This is a genomic window from Streptomyces krungchingensis, assembly GCF_054729265.1.
On sequence record NZ_JBPUKY010000001.1, the window covers coordinates 9252751 to 9266397 of the forward strand.

General features: G+C 72.7%; 14 protein-coding genes. 4 read left to right on the forward strand and 10 right to left on the reverse strand.

The features are described from left to right. The first annotated feature begins 251 nt into the window (after positions 1-251). Together ACSYGO_RS40130 and ACSYGO_RS40135 are read left to right on the forward strand one after the other, a co-directional pair. Complete coding sequence (locus ACSYGO_RS40130) at positions 252-1688, forward strand: serine hydrolase domain-containing protein (protein WP_460389597.1); 1437 nt, start codon at positions 252-254, stop codon at positions 1686-1688. 157 nt (positions 1689-1845) lie between these two features. After that, positions 1846-2313, forward strand: coding sequence for a hypothetical protein (locus ACSYGO_RS40135; RefSeq protein WP_460389598.1), 468 nt, complete (start codon positions 1846-1848; stop codon positions 2311-2313). Between the two features lie 2 nt (positions 2314-2315). Here the strand turns inward: ACSYGO_RS40135 and ACSYGO_RS40140 are convergent, their stop codons facing one another. Together ACSYGO_RS40140 and ACSYGO_RS40145 are read right to left on the reverse strand one after the other, a co-directional pair. After that, entirely contained in the window at positions 2316-2600 is a 285-nt protein-coding gene (locus tag ACSYGO_RS40140; protein ID WP_426676526.1) for a hypothetical protein, read from the reverse strand. Between the two features lie 195 nt (positions 2601-2795). Continuing rightward, positions 2796-3011: a hypothetical protein gene (locus tag ACSYGO_RS40145; protein WP_028804144.1), complete on the reverse strand. Its 216-nt coding sequence runs from the start codon at positions 3009-3011 to the stop codon at positions 2796-2798. 160 nt (positions 3012-3171) lie between these two features. Here ACSYGO_RS40145 and ACSYGO_RS40150 point away from each other — a divergent pair, with 160 nt between their 5' ends. After that, positions 3172-3663: a VOC family protein gene (locus ACSYGO_RS40150; protein WP_432173247.1), complete on the forward strand. Its 492-nt coding sequence runs from the start codon at positions 3172-3174 to the stop codon at positions 3661-3663. A 64-nt stretch (positions 3664-3727) separates the two neighbouring features. On the opposite strand, the gene ACSYGO_RS40155 is transcribed toward ACSYGO_RS40150, so the two are convergent. From ACSYGO_RS40155 to ACSYGO_RS40190, 8 genes are all read right to left on the reverse strand, one after another. Further along, entirely contained in the window at positions 3728-4078 is a 351-nt protein-coding gene (locus ACSYGO_RS40155) for a UBP-type zinc finger domain-containing protein (RefSeq protein ID WP_426676524.1), read from the reverse strand. Beyond that, positions 4075-5517, reverse strand: a complete 1443-nt coding sequence (locus tag ACSYGO_RS40160) for an ATP-binding protein (RefSeq protein WP_426676523.1) — start codon at positions 5515-5517, stop codon at positions 4075-4077. The genes ACSYGO_RS40155 and ACSYGO_RS40160 overlap by 4 nt, the downstream gene beginning before the upstream one ends. Further along, positions 5514-7190: an NAD(P)/FAD-dependent oxidoreductase gene (locus ACSYGO_RS40165; protein ID WP_460389599.1), complete on the reverse strand. Its 1677-nt coding sequence runs from the start codon at positions 7188-7190 to the stop codon at positions 5514-5516. Before ACSYGO_RS40165 ends, ACSYGO_RS40160 begins: the two co-directional genes overlap by 4 nt. A 95-nt stretch (positions 7191-7285) precedes the next feature. Continuing rightward, positions 7286-8560, reverse strand: a complete 1275-nt coding sequence (locus ACSYGO_RS40170; protein ID WP_460389600.1) for a DUF4032 domain-containing protein — start codon at positions 8558-8560, stop codon at positions 7286-7288. A 49-nt stretch (positions 8561-8609) separates the two neighbouring features. Next, positions 8610-9434, reverse strand: a complete 825-nt coding sequence (locus ACSYGO_RS40175; RefSeq protein WP_426676520.1) for an amidohydrolase family protein — start codon at positions 9432-9434, stop codon at positions 8610-8612. A gap of 71 nt (positions 9435-9505) precedes the next feature. Continuing rightward, complete coding sequence (locus tag ACSYGO_RS40180) at positions 9506-10375, reverse strand: N-formylglutamate amidohydrolase (RefSeq protein WP_432173245.1); 870 nt, start codon at positions 10373-10375, stop codon at positions 9506-9508. Positions 10376-10472: 97 nt separating this feature from the next. After that, positions 10473-10925 carry a Crp/Fnr family transcriptional regulator gene (locus ACSYGO_RS40185; protein WP_426676518.1) on the reverse strand — a complete coding sequence of 151 codons (453 nt, stop codon included), beginning with the start codon at positions 10923-10925 and terminating at the stop codon, positions 10473-10475. 76 nt (positions 10926-11001) lie between these two features. Further along, positions 11002-12219 (reverse strand): MFS transporter, encoded by a 1218-nt coding sequence (locus ACSYGO_RS40190; protein ID WP_460389601.1) that lies wholly within the window; start codon positions 12217-12219, stop codon positions 11002-11004. Between the two features lie 248 nt (positions 12220-12467). Here ACSYGO_RS40190 and ACSYGO_RS40195 point away from each other — a divergent pair, with 248 nt between their 5' ends. Then, the gene (locus ACSYGO_RS40195) at positions 12468-13454 is read left to right on the forward strand and encodes an ArsR/SmtB family transcription factor (RefSeq protein WP_460389602.1); all 987 of its coding nucleotides are present in this window, start codon (positions 12468-12470) and stop codon (positions 13452-13454) included. The last annotated feature ends 193 nt before the right edge of the window (positions 13455-13647 follow it).

The window sequence follows — 13647 nt, forward strand, 5'->3', positions numbered from 1 at the left end:
CTCGCCCGCCCGCGGGTGGGGGGATCCTCGGCGGGGCTCGCGCTGCGGGTGGGCGGATCGTCGGCGGGGCCTGCGGCGCCGGTGACGGGATCCTCGGCGGCGCTCGCGCCGGGGGCGGCGGGATCCTCGCCTGCCATGGACAGGTCCGAGCCCGCCCCGGAAAGATGTGGCATGCACGCGGTGCCGCTTCATCATGTCGCGGTTCCCGCACCTGGACCCAGCCCACCGTCCCGAGACCGGAGGCCGCCCGTATGAGCGCCCGTCCACTGCCTGTCAGCACGCCCGCCGAACAGGGAGTCGACCCGGCGGGCATCCACGCGTTCCTCGATGCCGTCGAGGCCGCCCCGGACATCGAGCCGCACGGCCTGATGATCCTGCGCCACGGTCATGTCGTGGCCTCCGGCTGGTGGGCGCCGTTCACGCCCGACCGCCTCCACCTGCTCTACTCGGTCAGCAAGAGCTTCACGTCCACGGCCGCGGGATTCGCCGTCGCCGAGGGGCTGTTGAACCTCGACGCCCCGGTCGTCTCGTATTTCCCCGAGTTCGAGGCGGAGATCACGGACCCACGCAGCCGGGCCATGCTCGTGCGCCATGTCGCGGCCATGGCCAGCGGCCACCTGGCCGAGACCCACGACGAGGCGGTGCGGAACGACCGACAGGAGATCGTCCGCGGTTTCCTGCGCATCCCGCCGGACCGCGACCCCGGCACCGTCTTCGCGTACAACCAGCCCGCCACCTACACGCTCGCCGCGATCGTGCAGCGGGTGAGCGGCCGGACACTGACCGAATACCTGCGGCCCCGGCTGTTCGACCCGCTCGGCATCGGCGAGGTCGCCTGGCAGCAGCACCCCGCGGGCCGTGACCTCGGTTTCAGCGGCCTGCACGCCACGACGGACGCGATCGCCCGCCTCGGCCAGCTGTACCTGCAGGACGGCGTCTGGGAAGGGCGGAGGCTGCTCCCGGCCTCGTGGATCGCCGAGGCCACCCGCGCGCACGTCCCGAACGCGGACGGTACGGCCGAGGGGGCGCGGTCCGACTGGCAGCAGGGGTACGGGTTCCAGTTCTGGCGATCCCGGCACGGCTACCGCGGGGACGGGGCGTTCGGACAGTTCTGTGTCGTCCTGCCGGAGCACGACGTGGTGATCGCGACGACCGCGGCGACCGAGCAGATGCAGGACCTGCTCAACCTGATGTGGCGGCACCTGCTGCCCGCGTTCGGCCCTGCCCCGCTTCCGGGCGGGGAGGACGACGGGTTGACGCGACGCCTCGCGCGGCTCGCCCTGCCGCCGGTGAAGGCGCATCCGGAACCCCCGGAGCGGGACGCCTGGGCGGGGACGGTGTTCGCCCCGGCGGGCGGCACCTGCGCGGCCCAGTGGAGCCTGACCGCCGTCGCCGTCGAGCGTGACGGGGTCGACTGGTGCCTCACGTTGTCCGAGGGGGACAGGCCGCTCGGACTGCGGCTCGGTGCCGACGGCTGGCGGGTCGAGACCGGCCGGGTCCCCACCGCGGTGAGCGGGGGATGGGCCGACCGGAACACCCTCGTGGCCGACGTGCTGTTCCTGGAGACCCCGCACCGTCTGACGCTGACCTGTTCGCTTCCCGAACGGACCTTCACCGCGCGCTGGCACACCACCCCGCTGGGCGGCGGCCGGCTGCGGTCGCTGCGCGCCCCCGTGACCGCACCCTGACGGCCCGGCGAAAACGCCAGGCCGCGCCACCCCTTCCGCCAGGTAGAAATATCTACCAACATGCATATGCCGAGGGCCTGATGGGCGACCGCGGGCCGCCAGGTCATGTTGGTCCGTCGCGCTCCGCGAGTGCGGCGGCACGTCCCGGGGGTGGTCCATGACGAACGCGATGTGGATGCAGAGTGTGGAGTGGCTTGCTGCGGCGGCCACGGATCCCCGGGCCTGCAAACGAGAGTGGGACCAGGGCAACGGCGGCGTGCTGCTGGAGGCCGGGCGCTTCTGGGACGTGGTCAGCGTGCCGGAACCACTGGGGCTGCTCGCCCTGGACATCCTGTGGTGCGAACCGCTGCGGGTCCCGGGACCCACCCTGGTGGACTCCGCGGCCCGCCGGGTCGGCTTCTTCCTGCCGCCCGATCCGGCCAGCCACTGGGTGGGGGACGGGCTGCGCCACCTCGGCCGCAGCTCGTGGATCGCCGTGCCACCGCCGTACAGGTCCGCGGGACCGCTGGAGTGGATCATTCCTCCGGACGGGACCGGCGCGCTGCACCTCGCCGTCCCGCTGGAGCTGGCGCTGCGTCAGGCCAACGGGACCCTCGCCGTACTGGAGCCCCTCGGCCAGGACTAGGGTCACCAGCCGGGCAGACCCCGGGGGACGGGCACGGCGGGCACGGTGGCCACCGCGGGCACGGACTCGGCCTCGTCCTTCTCCGGGGCCGGTGCGGCGAAGGTGGCCCACACCACCTGGTGGATCGCACGCCGCTCCGGCACCCCCCGGCCCTCGGCCCGCCATTCCGCGACGAGCTGGGCGTAGATCGGCGGATGGCCGCGCTGGTCGTCGATCGCCTCGGCGTACGGGCGGGCCGTGCGACCACCGGTCGGGACGCGCCGCAGGGCTGTGTGAGTGCTGTCCATGTGGGGGGCAACGCGCGTGTACACGCCGTTGGTACGCGACGGTGGCACCGCCCACCGGGTCGGGTGAGCGTGCCCCCCGTTCGGAGCAACGCGACCACCCTGTCGGCCGTACCCGTCACGCGACACGCCGGCCCGGGCGGTGCGCGGCCCATCGGAAAGCGGCGCGCTTCCCCGCTGCCTCGCGGTGCCGAGTCGCTACGCGGCCCCGTAGTAGTGGGCCTGGCCCCCGCGCCACTGCACCCACGACGGGTCGTCGAGGACGTCCTCCGCGTCGGGCAGGCCGGCCCTGCCGAGCAGTTCCATGAGGTCCTCGTCCGAGAAGGCCACGCCCAGATTCTCGCCCCGCGCGGTCACCTGGCGGCCGCTGGTACCCAAGGCCGGGTGCACGATCAAAGGAGCCCGTCCGGACATGTTTCCAGGATCGTCCCGTGCGCCGCCGCCCGCATCCGGACGGAGTCCTCAGCACGCCCCGCGGCGCGTTCTTGACGGGGAGGGCCGGAGGTCTAGAGTAGGCGCAAAGTGGTTGAATTGCCCAACAACTCGTGGTTACTTCCCGTGTGAGGAGCTTCCGATGAGCGCGGTGGACCTGGCAGCGATCGAGGCGGAACGCCGACGGATCAGGGACGCGCATCTGAAGGAGGACAGGCCCGCCAGCTCGGCCCGGGGCGTGCACCACGTCGCGCTGCTCTCCTCGGACGTCGAGCGGACGGTCCGGTTCTACCAGGGCGTCCTCGGCTTCCCCCTCACGGAGATGATCGAGAACCGCGACTACAAGGGCTCCACCCACTTCTTCTTCGACCTCGGCCACGGCAATCTGCTGGCCTTCTTCGACTTCCCCGGTCTCGATCTCGGCCCGTACCAGGAGGTGCTCGGCGGACTCCACCACCTGGCGATCTCGGTCGATCCCGCCACCTGGCGGCAGCTGCGCGAGCGGCTGGACGCCGCCGGGGTCGAGTACGCCGAGGAGAGCAGTACCTCGGTCTACTTCCGTGACCCCGACGGCGTCCGCGTCGAACTGCTCGCCGAACCGCTCGGCGAGATGTACGGCACCTCGGTCCTCTGAGGCGCGACGGGTTCCGGTGTGCCGCGTGCCCCGGCTCTACCGGGGAGCGCGGCACACCACCGACTCAGCGCAGCGTCTCGGCCCAGTTCGCGGGAACGCGTCCGGCGGGGCCGGGCGTCGGCTGGTCCGCCGGGTGGCACACCGGGGGAGCGAGCTCGGGCCCCGAGTCGTACAGCTCCGACGTGTCGTAGTTCCAGAACCAGCCCTCGCCCGGCTCGAAGCTGCGGATGACGGGGTGCCCGGTGGCCTGCGCGTGCGCGGTGGCGTGCTTGGACGGTGAGTCGTCGCAGCAGCCGATGTGGCCGCACTGGGCACAGCGCCGCAGATGGAACCACCATCCGCCCACGGCGTCGCAGTCGCCGCAGCCGGTGCCGCTCGGCGGGACGGACGGGTCGATTCCGTTCGGCGTGGTCATGATGACTCCTGTGAGGTGTCCGATGCCGTCAGCGGCAGTCGTACCTGGAAGCGGGTGTCGCCGGGCACGGACTGCACCTGAAGGCTCCCGTGGTGCTTGTTCACGACGATCCGCCACGAGATGTCCAGGCCGAGCCCGGTGCCCTCACCCACCGGCTTGGTGGTGAAGAACGGGTCGAAGATGCGGTCACGGATCTCCGCCGGCACCCCGGGCCCGGTGTCGCCGAACTCGACGAGCAACTGGTCCGCGTCGTGCGCGGTGCGCACCGTCAGCGTGCCCTCGCCGTCCATCGCCGAGACGGCGTTGTCGATGAGGTTGGTCCACACCTGGTTCAACTCGCCGGGGTAGGACGGGACCCTGGGCGCGCCGCGGTCGTACTCCTTGACGACCTTGATGCCGGAACCCATCTTCCCGGACAGCATCATCAGTGTGCTGTCGAGCAGTTCGTGCACATCGGCGACCTGGTAGGGCGCCCGGTCGAGCTGCGAGTACTGCTTGGCCGCGTCGACGAGGTGCGAGATGCGTGTGGTGGAGTCCGCGATCTCGTTCATCAACAGCTCTGTCTCGACGGTGTAGTTGAGCCACCCGATGGCCCCGGGAAGGATCTCCTCCTCGACGGCCGCGGCGACCTGCTCCAGCCAGTCGACGTCGAGGCCGCCCTGCACGAACGTCGGGGCTATCTGCCAGCCGCCCGTGAGACCGTGGTCGTCGAGCCAGTCGGTGAGCGCGTCCTCCCGGTCGGAGGCCTCCAGCGGGCTCAGGGACGGCGCCTTGGCGACCCGCTCGGCCGTCCGCTCCTGGATCTCGACGAGCGTCTTCAGCGCGTCGCGCTGGTAGGGCCCGGCGGCGATGACACCGAGCTTGTGCCGCATGTGCGCGACCCGGTCCCGCAGCGCCGAGGTGGCCCGCACGGCCGCCGCGGCAGGGTTGTTGAGCTCGTGCGTGAGGCCGGCGGACAGTGAGCCGAGCGCCAGCAGCCGCTCACGCTGATTGATGGTCCGCTGGGTGTTCTGCGTGCCGAAGAACATCCCCTCCAGCAGATGGACGGCCATCGGGAACCAGTCCCGCAGGACCGCCGCGAACGTCTCCGCGGGCAGCACGAAGAACCGCGAGGGCTCCGTGACGCGCACGGAGCCCTTGTACCGGGCCTGTTCCCCGCCGGTCAGATAGGCCTGCATGGCCCCCGAGTACGCACCCCGCTGGGAACTGCGGTTGATCTCCACGTCGTCGCCGCCGACCCGGCGCGACATCACCAGGGTGCCTTCGAGGAGCACGAAGAAGCAGGTGGCCGGCTCGCCCTCGCGGTAGACGTAACCGGGCTCGAACTCCTCGACCCGGCCCTCCCGGCACAGCCGGTCCAACTGCTCCGGGCTCAGCTTCTCGAACAGGAAGAGCGTGCCCAGCTCCGCCGCGTCGCACGGCAGCGGCCGCCCGCTCACGACTGCTCCAGATAACGGTGGACGAGCATGACGGCCATGGCTCCCTCTCCGACGGCGGACGCGACCCGCTTCGCGGACTCGGCGCGGGCGTCTCCCGCGACGAACACGCCGGGCACATTGGTCTCCAGGTGGTACGGCGGCCGGTCCAGCTCCCAGCCCCGCGGCGGCTGTCCGTCGGGCGTCATGTCCGGGCCGGCCATGATGAACCCGCGGTCGTCCCTGAGCACGGTCCCCTCCAGCCAGTCGGTGAGCGGGGCCGCGCCGATGAACACGAACATCCACTGGGCGTCGACGAGTTCGGTGTGCCCGCTCGCCACGTCGCGCAGCGTGAGCTGCTCCAGGTGGTCCGAGCCGTGCGCCGCCTCGACGACCGTGCCGGTGCGCACGCTGATGTTGGGCGCCTCGTCGATCTGCTGGATCAGGTAGTGCGACATCGACGCGGACAGCGAGTCGCCGCGCACCAGGATCGTCACGGACTTCGCGCCCCGTGCCAGATACATCGCGGCCTGGCCCGCCGAGTTCGCGCCGCCCACGATGTACACGTCGTGGCCCTGGCAGGCGGCCGCCTCGGTCAGCGCCGAACCGTAGAAGACACCACAGCCCGTCAGGTCGTCCAGTCCCGGCGCCTCCAGCTGCTTGTAGGACACGCCGGTGGCGAGGATCACCGAGTGCGCGGAGATCGCGGAGCCGTCCGAGAACCGGATGGTGCGCGACGCCCCGGTGACCTCCAGGGCGGTCACCTCGCGCGCGGTGAGGATCTCCGCGCCGAACTTCGCCGCCTGCCGCCGCGCCCGGTCGGTGAGCTGTGCACCGGACACGCCGTCGGGGAAGCCGAGATAGTTCTCGATCCGGGAGCTCTGCCCCGCCTGGCCGCCGGTCGCCGAACGCTCCACGAGGACCGTCCGCAGTCCCTCGGACGCGCCGTACACGGCGGCGCCGAGCCCGGCCGGGCCACCGCCGATGACGACGAGGTCGTAGAACTCCGCGGTCGGTGTCGTGGCCAGCCCGACCTGTGCCGCGAGATCCGGGTCCGCGGGCTCCACCAGCGGCGTGCCGTCCGGTGTGATCACGAGCGGCAGGCGGTCCCCGTTCTGCCCGGCCGCGCTCAGCAGCCGCTGCCCTTCCGGCGTGTCGGACGAGTACCAGCGGTACGGCACCTGGTTGCGGGCGAGGAACTCGCGGACCCCGGAGGTGCGCGCCGACCACCGGTGTCCGACCACCTTGCAGGTCGCCACGGGGCGGTAGTCACTGGCCCGCCAGGCGTCGAGCAGGTCGTCGAGGACCGGGTAGAGCTTCTCCTCCGGCGGGTCCCAGGGCTTGAGCAGATAGTGGTCCAGATCGATCACGTTGATCGCGTCGATCGCCGCGTTCGTGTCGGCGTACGCGGTCAGCAGCACCCGGCGTGCGCCGGGATACACGTCGAGCGCCTGTTCCAGGAACTCGATCCCGTTCATCTGCGGCATCCGGTAGTCGGCGAGGATCACCGCCACCTGGTCGCCGCGCAGCTTGAGCTCCCGCAGCGCGTCGAGACCGGCGTCCCCGGACTCGGCGCGCACGATACGGTGCGTCTCGCCGTAGCGGCGCCGCAGGTCGCGGGCGACGGCGCGCGACACCCCGGGATCGTCATCGACGGTCATAATGACGGTCCGCGCTGGACTGGCGGCCTGTGCCATGCGTCTCCCACCCCGAGCAGGTTCCATGTCTCCGGCCGCGCGGACGCCCCAGGGGTGCCGGTGGCCGATACACGCCCAATCGTATGTACGATCGGTCACCTTTGCTCGGGAACAGGGAGGGCGTGGCCGGACTGCGCGGTGTCCGCCTGCGTCGGAAGCCCCTCGCGGACCTTGGGCAGGATGTTCGTGACGTAGTCCTCGACCGCGGTGTCCAGGCCGATGTCGTGCTGTGCGCGCTCGGACAGGAACCAGCGGTGTTCGAGGAGCTGGTGGTAGATCTCCGCCGCGTCCATGGAGCCGCGCAGGTCCGGCGGCACGGCCCGCACGGTCGGGCGGAACACGTCCCTCACCCAGCGGTGGGCGAGCACCTCGGGCCGGGCCGCGAGGGGATCACCGGGGGCGTAGTCGTCCTGGGTGGCCATCCAGCTCTCCAGGTCGTTCAGGAGCCGGCGCGCCTGGTTCTCCTCGGTGTCGAGGCCGGTCAGCCGCAGCAACTGCCGCTGATGGTGGCCCGCGTCGACGACCTTGGGCACGAAGGTGACGGTGTCGCCGTTGCCGGAACTCGCGATCTGCATCTCGGCGACGTCGAACCCGAGGTCGTTCAGGCGGCGGATGCGCCGGTCGATGTAGTGGTGCTTGCCCGCCGGGTACACGGAGGTACGGGTCAGCTCCTGCCACAGGTCCCGGTAGCGGGCGCAGATCTCCATGCCGAACTCGATCGGGTCCACCGACGGGTGCAGCGCCCCGGCCGCCTCCAGGTCCAGCAGCTCACCGCTGATGTTGACGCGGGCGAGATCGAGGTCGTACTCCCGCTGCCCCTCGCTGAGCTGCGGATGGAGCTCCCCGGTCTCGGCGTCCACCAGGTACGCCGCGTACGCACCGGCGTCGCGCCGGAACAGCGTGTTCGACAGCGAGCAGTCGCCCCAGGCGAATCCGGCCAGGTGCAGCCGCACGAGCAGCACGGCGAGGGCGTCCATCAGGCGGTGCATGGTCGCCGGCCGCATCGTCGTCTCGAACATCGACCGGTACGGCATCGAGCCGCCGAGGTGCCGGGTGATCAGTACGGACTCCAGGGGCTCGCCCGCCGCGTCGGTGCGGCCCGTGACGACGGCCAGCGGGTCGACCGCGGGGATCGTGAGCCGGTCCAGGCTGAGCAGCAGCCCGTACTCGCGCACGGCCGGCCGCTCGGCGAGCTCCTTGACGGCCACCACCTCGTCCCCGGCGCGCGCGTAGCGCACGACGTGCCGGGAGATGCCGCGGGGCAGGGGCACCAGGAGGTGCTCGGGCCACTCCTCCAGAGGGAGCTGCCAGGGCAGTTCGAGCAGGAGCGCGGGGTGCTCCGGATTGGTGGCGCTGATCTGGAAAGCCATCGCTGGGCTGCCCTCACCTCACGGTCGAACACTGTTCCGGCCCCAGCATCTACGAATGATCCAGGCGACGGAAGACGGAGCGGGCGTTGCCCGAAAGGAACAGCCCGGTCGTCTCGTCGTCCAGTCCCAGGGCCGCGAGGTGCTCCAGTGCCCGAGCGGGCGTGATCATGGGGTAGTTGGAGCCGAAGAGGACCTTGTGCCGCCCCCGGCCGCGCAGGTACTCCACCAGCTCGGGCGGATAGCGGCGCGCGGTGTACGCGCTGGTGTCGATGAAGACGTTGGCGTGCTTGTCGGCCACCGCGATCATCTCCGTGGTCCACGGGTAGCCGATGTGCCCGCAGACGATGGCCAGTTCGGGGAAGTCGAGCGCGACCTGGTCGATGTACGGGATGGGCCGGCCGGTCTCGGAGGGGCGCAGCGGCCCGGTGTGCCCGACCTGGGTGCAGAACGGGACGCCGAGTTCCACGCACGCCGTGTACAGCGGGTAGTACAGCCGGTCGGTGGGCGGCAGTTGCCACAGCCACGGGACGATCCGCAGCGCCACGAAGCCCAGTTCCTCGACCGCCCGGCGCAGCTCCCTGACGGCCGCCACCGGCCTGGTCAGGTCGGCGCCCGCGACCCCGCGCAGCCGCCCCTCGGAGCTGGCCACGAAGGCGGCCACCTCGTCGTTGTCGATCAGCGGACCCTGCGGCCCGTACCAGGCCGCGGACAGGCCGGTCTCCACGTCGGCCGCCGCCATCGCGGCCACCGTCACCTCGACCGGCAGGGGCTCCGCCAGCCGTTCCATGCCCGTCCAGCGGCGCAGCGACTCGAACATCTCATGGTTGGAGTGACGCAGTGTGGGGTGCTGCATCCACACGTCCACGACCGGCATGTCCCGTGCCTCCCCGATCCGTGACCAAGCGTTTGCTCACCCCGACCCTAGGGGGCGGGCGCGCTTCCCGGCTACCGCCCCACGGCGTCCACGAGCGCCGTCAGCGCCGAGGCCACCCGGGCGAACCCCGGGCCCGCCGGGCCTCCCGGTTCGCTCATGTACACGTCCCGCCGGATCTCGACCATCAGCGCGGTGACGTCGGGCTCCCGCTCGTAGTGGCGCAGCGGCACATAGGCGCCTGAGAACGGGCTGTCGATGCCCACTCCGCCCAGGCCCGCGAACGCCTTCTCCGCCAGGGCCACCAGCTCCGGCGGCGTGTGGAAGGCGTCGGTGCCCAGACAGACCGGCGGGCGCGGGCCGTCGCCGTGCAGCTCGTACGGCAGCCGGGCGGTCGGGTACGAGTGGACGTCGACGATCACCGCGCGTCCGGTGGCGGCCAGCCGGTCGGCCACCGCCGCCGTCATCGCCCGCGCGTACGGGTGGAAGCAGCGGTCGATCAGCGGCCGCGGATCGACGTCCGCGCGGCGCAGCGGTGCCCGGTGCGTGGTGCGGGTGTAGACCGCGCCCATCCCGACGGCCAGCATCTCCTCCCGCTCGTCCGGGAAGCGCTCCGGGTCGACGACCAGGCGGGACAGCCGGTTGACGAACCGCCACGGCGTCAGCTGCGCCGACTCGGCCGCGGCGGCGGCCAGTTCGGCGGTGTGCGCGTCGGTGATGTGGTCCAACTCGCGTTCCAGCGCCTCGTCGTCGAGGACGATGCCCTCGCGCACCTGCGCCGGAACGCGCCGCGAGGAGTGCGGCACGTGCAGGATCACGGGTGAGTGGGCCGCGCCGGGCAGGAGCTCGAAGGGGGCCGGGGCGTCCAGTGTGTCCGGGCCCTGGGCGGGGGCCGGGGTGCCGCGGGAGGCGGTCGGGTCCGAGGTGCTCAGGGTGTCGTTCATACGAGATTCCTATCGCAGCCGGGCCCGGCGCGGCCCGGCCCGACCCGCCCCCCGGCCGAGCCGGGCCCGATCGGACCGCGCGCCCGCCCGGCCGTGCTCAGTGGCCGCCGCCGTGGCGCGCGTAGTGCTCGATGAGTGCCGCGCGTGTCGTCTCCAGCCGGTGGGCCAGGATCGCGCCGATCGTCCGGGTCAAGGACAGCTCCAGCGTCGGGTCCGCGTCGCACAGGGCCCGTACCTCCGCCGCGTCGAACTCGTAGGCGCGTACGGGGCTGAAGGCCTCGGCACCGAAGTCCCAGGTGTGCGGCGGGAAGAGCCACGACCAGCCGAGCAGGTCACCGGGGCCCAGGGTCGCGACCGAGATCCGTCTGCCCGCGATGACCTGCTGGAAGAGGGAGACCGTTCCGGAGCGGACCACCCAGAAACGGTCGGCGGTTCCCCCTGCCTCGAAGATCCGCCCGTCCGCGGGGAACGACACCTCGCGGGCCACCCCCATCAGCTGTTCGCGATGGGCGGGGGAGAGGGCGGGCAGGAGCCGGAGAGCACTGGGCATCGCGGACCTCCATCGCGCCGCCGCGCGACCGACGGGTGCGGCGGCCCGTGTCGTACCGGTGGTGTCCCGTCACCCTCTATTGGAGCCCGATCCGCGGATTCCGTCGCGCCGTGGAGGCGGCGGACCCGTCGTGAGGGGCCCGCACCGGCCACGTCAGCACCGTGAGTGCCAGGAGCGTCAGCACCCCGCCGACCAGGAACGTTCCGCGCACCCCGACATGGGGGAGGAGGGCGCCGCCGGCCAGCGCGCCCGCGGCGACGCCCGCGTTGAACGCGGCCGAGTTCGCGGCCAGCGCGAGTTCGGTACGCCCGGGCGCGTACCGCAGCACCTGACTCTGCGTGGCCATGAACGCGGGGCCCACCGACGCGCCGAGCAGCATCAGCATGCCGACCGTCACCGCCCGGCTGTGCCCGCCTCCCGCGTACAGGCCCAGCAGCGCCGCGGCCTGGGCCGCCACCGGCACGGTCAGCGTGGCGCGCGGGAAGTGGTCGAGCAGCGGCCCCGCCGCCGTCACCCCCACGATCCCGGCCGCCCCGAACACCAGCAGCAGCGCGCCCACCGAGCCCTCCGGGAAGCCGGCCACGTCGTCCAGGAAGACCGCGACGTAGGTGAAGCCCGCGAAGGCCCCGGTGACGGAGAGCGCCGTGGTCGCCAGCACCACGGCGAACCGCCGGGCGTCGGGAGCGGCTCCGTACGCTGCGTGCCCCTCCTCCGGGCGCGAGGTGGGCAGCGCGACGGCGATCGCCACCAGCGAGGCGAGACCGAGGGCGCCGAGGACCAGGAAAGGCACGCGCCAGCCGCTGTGCCCGCCGAGCCAGGTGCCCGCCGGAACCCCGAGGACGGTGGCCAGGGACCCGCCGACGGACAGCAGCCCGATGACGCGGCCGCGCCGCTCCGGCGGGAACAGTCCCACCGCGACGGGGCCCATCACCGCCCAGAACAGCGCCTGGGCGAGCGCGGTCGCGACCCGGGCCGTGAGCAGGACTCCGTACGAGACGGCACCGAGCGCCGACACCCAGCTGGCCAGCACGAGCAGCCCGAGCAGGCCCGCGAGCACGTGACGGCGCGGCAGCGAACGGGTGGCGAGCGCGACGGGCAGCGAGACGACGGCCACGGTCAGTCCGTAGCCGGTGACCAGCAGCCCGACGGACGCCGCCGGCACCCGCAGGTCCTCCGAGATGAGGGTCAGCAGCCCGACCGGCAGGTTCTCCGTGGTGTTGAAGGTGAAGGCGGCCAGCATGAGCGCCGCGACGACGACGGACCTGCGCCGGGGGGTGGGACGTGCGCTCGCCATCCACGGGCCTTTCTGCGGGAGACTGCCGAGGACCGGGGCCGTTGCGGCCAGGGCAAGCGTGCGGGCCGCTCGCACGGCCCTCTACTGTTTCGGGTGCAGCCGAATCGCTCCTGCCGGAGGCCGCCGTGTCGCCTCTTCCGGATGCGGCCTCCCGCTTCCCCCGGGCGCGGGCGGGCCGCACGCGTGGACGGCGGCCGAAGCATCCGCGAGCCCCGCCGAGGGGGCTCACCGGTACACGGGAGGCCCCCTTGCCGTTGACCCTGCGCCTGGGCACCGACGACCTCACCCGGTGCCGGTTCGCGGTGTCCCCGCTCTGCCAGACCCATGAGGCGCTCCGCCTGCTGCGGCGGCCGGCGCGGCACGCCTTCCACCGGGACTGGCTCCGGCGCGCACGGGGCGTCGTCGCCGGCCTGGACCTGTCCGAGCTGTGGCTCTACTTCCCCCGCAAGGGCGGCTACACCCCGGACTTCCTCGGACCGCCGCCCGAGGCACCGGACGGGTCCATCGAGGAGGAACTGGCGCGGATGCGGGCCACCGACCCGGCCATGGCCCGTACGGAGCTGGCGCGGTCCCTCGCCTGCACGCCGGGCGCGGCCCGCACCCCGTACGGACGCGCGGCGCTGGACGACCCGGCGGCGGCCGTACGCCGGCTCGCCGACCTCACCGAACGGGCCTGGCAGGCGCTGCTCGCACCGCACTGGGCACGCCACCGCGCCCTCCTGGAGGCCGACATCGCCCACCGCACCCGGCAATGGGCCGACGGCGGCCTCGAAGCGCTCTTCGGCGACCTGCACCCGGAGATCGGCTGGGCCGACGACACCCTCACGCTGCGCACCTACCCGGATCACGCGGAGGCACAGGGGGCCGACGGCCGCGGCGTCCTGCTGATGCCGAGCGTGTTCGTGCGCCCCGACGTGGTGAGCGGCTTCGCCCGGCCCTGGCAGCCCACGGTGATCTATCCGGCACGCGGCGCGGCCGGTCCCGGACCGGCGGGCGTCGAGGCACCACGCGCCCTGGCCCGGCTGCTGGGACCGCACCGGGCGGCGATCCTCGCCGGGCTCGCCACGCCCGCCTCGACGACGGACCTCGCCGGGCGGCACGGGCTGGCGCCCTCGTCCGTCTCCGCCCACCTGTCGGTCCTGCGGGAGGCGGGACTCGTGGTGCCGCACCGCCGGGGCTACTACGTCCTCTACGCGCGCACCACGCTCGGCGAGGCGCTGGCGGCCGGGGCCTGAACCCCTCGCGGCAGGCCACGACCTCCTCAGGGCTGTCCCGTGATCCCCGGCGGGCGCACGACGACAGCTACGGCACCTCGCCGCGTCGGAGGGCCGCCCGCATACGCCCGGTACGAGGACGACCGCCCCCTGACGTCGGCGGGGAGACCCCCACCGCCTCGCGATGCACCGCATCCGACGCCGCGCGCCGATC

Excerpts from the sequence above, each read along its gene's own strand:
- ACSYGO_RS40145 (WP_028804144.1), bottom strand. The coding sequence starts at position 3,011 with ATGTCCGGACGGGCTCCTTTGATCGTGCACCCGGCCTTGGGTACCAGC.
- ACSYGO_RS40150 (WP_432173247.1), top strand. The coding sequence starts at position 3,172 with ATGAGCGCGGTGGACCTGGCAGCGATCGAGGCGGAACGCCGACGGATC.
- ACSYGO_RS40175 (WP_426676520.1), bottom strand. The coding sequence starts at position 9,434 with ATGCCGGTCGTGGACGTGTGGATGCAGCACCCCACACTGCGTCACTCC.
- ACSYGO_RS40190 (WP_460389601.1), bottom strand. The coding sequence starts at position 12,219 with ATGGCGAGCGCACGTCCCACCCCCCGGCGCAGGTCCGTCGTCGTCGCG.
- ACSYGO_RS40155 (WP_426676524.1), bottom strand. The coding sequence starts at position 4,078 with ATGACCACGCCGAACGGAATCGACCCGTCCGTCCCGCCGAGCGGCACC.
- ACSYGO_RS40185 (WP_426676518.1), bottom strand. The coding sequence starts at position 10,925 with ATGCCCAGTGCTCTCCGGCTCCTGCCCGCCCTCTCCCCCGCCCATCGC.
- ACSYGO_RS40180 (WP_432173245.1), bottom strand. The coding sequence starts at position 10,375 with ATGAACGACACCCTGAGCACCTCGGACCCGACCGCCTCCCGCGGCACC.
- ACSYGO_RS40140 (WP_426676526.1), bottom strand. The coding sequence starts at position 2,600 with ATGGACAGCACTCACACAGCCCTGCGGCGCGTCCCGACCGGTGGTCGC.
- ACSYGO_RS40135 (WP_460389598.1), top strand. The coding sequence starts at position 1,846 with ATGACGAACGCGATGTGGATGCAGAGTGTGGAGTGGCTTGCTGCGGCG.
- ACSYGO_RS40130 (WP_460389597.1), top strand. The coding sequence starts at position 252 with ATGAGCGCCCGTCCACTGCCTGTCAGCACGCCCGCCGAACAGGGAGTC.
- ACSYGO_RS40170 (WP_460389600.1), bottom strand. The coding sequence starts at position 8,560 with ATGGCTTTCCAGATCAGCGCCACCAATCCGGAGCACCCCGCGCTCCTG.
- ACSYGO_RS40165 (WP_460389599.1), bottom strand. The coding sequence starts at position 7,190 with ATGGCACAGGCCGCCAGTCCAGCGCGGACCGTCATTATGACCGTCGAT.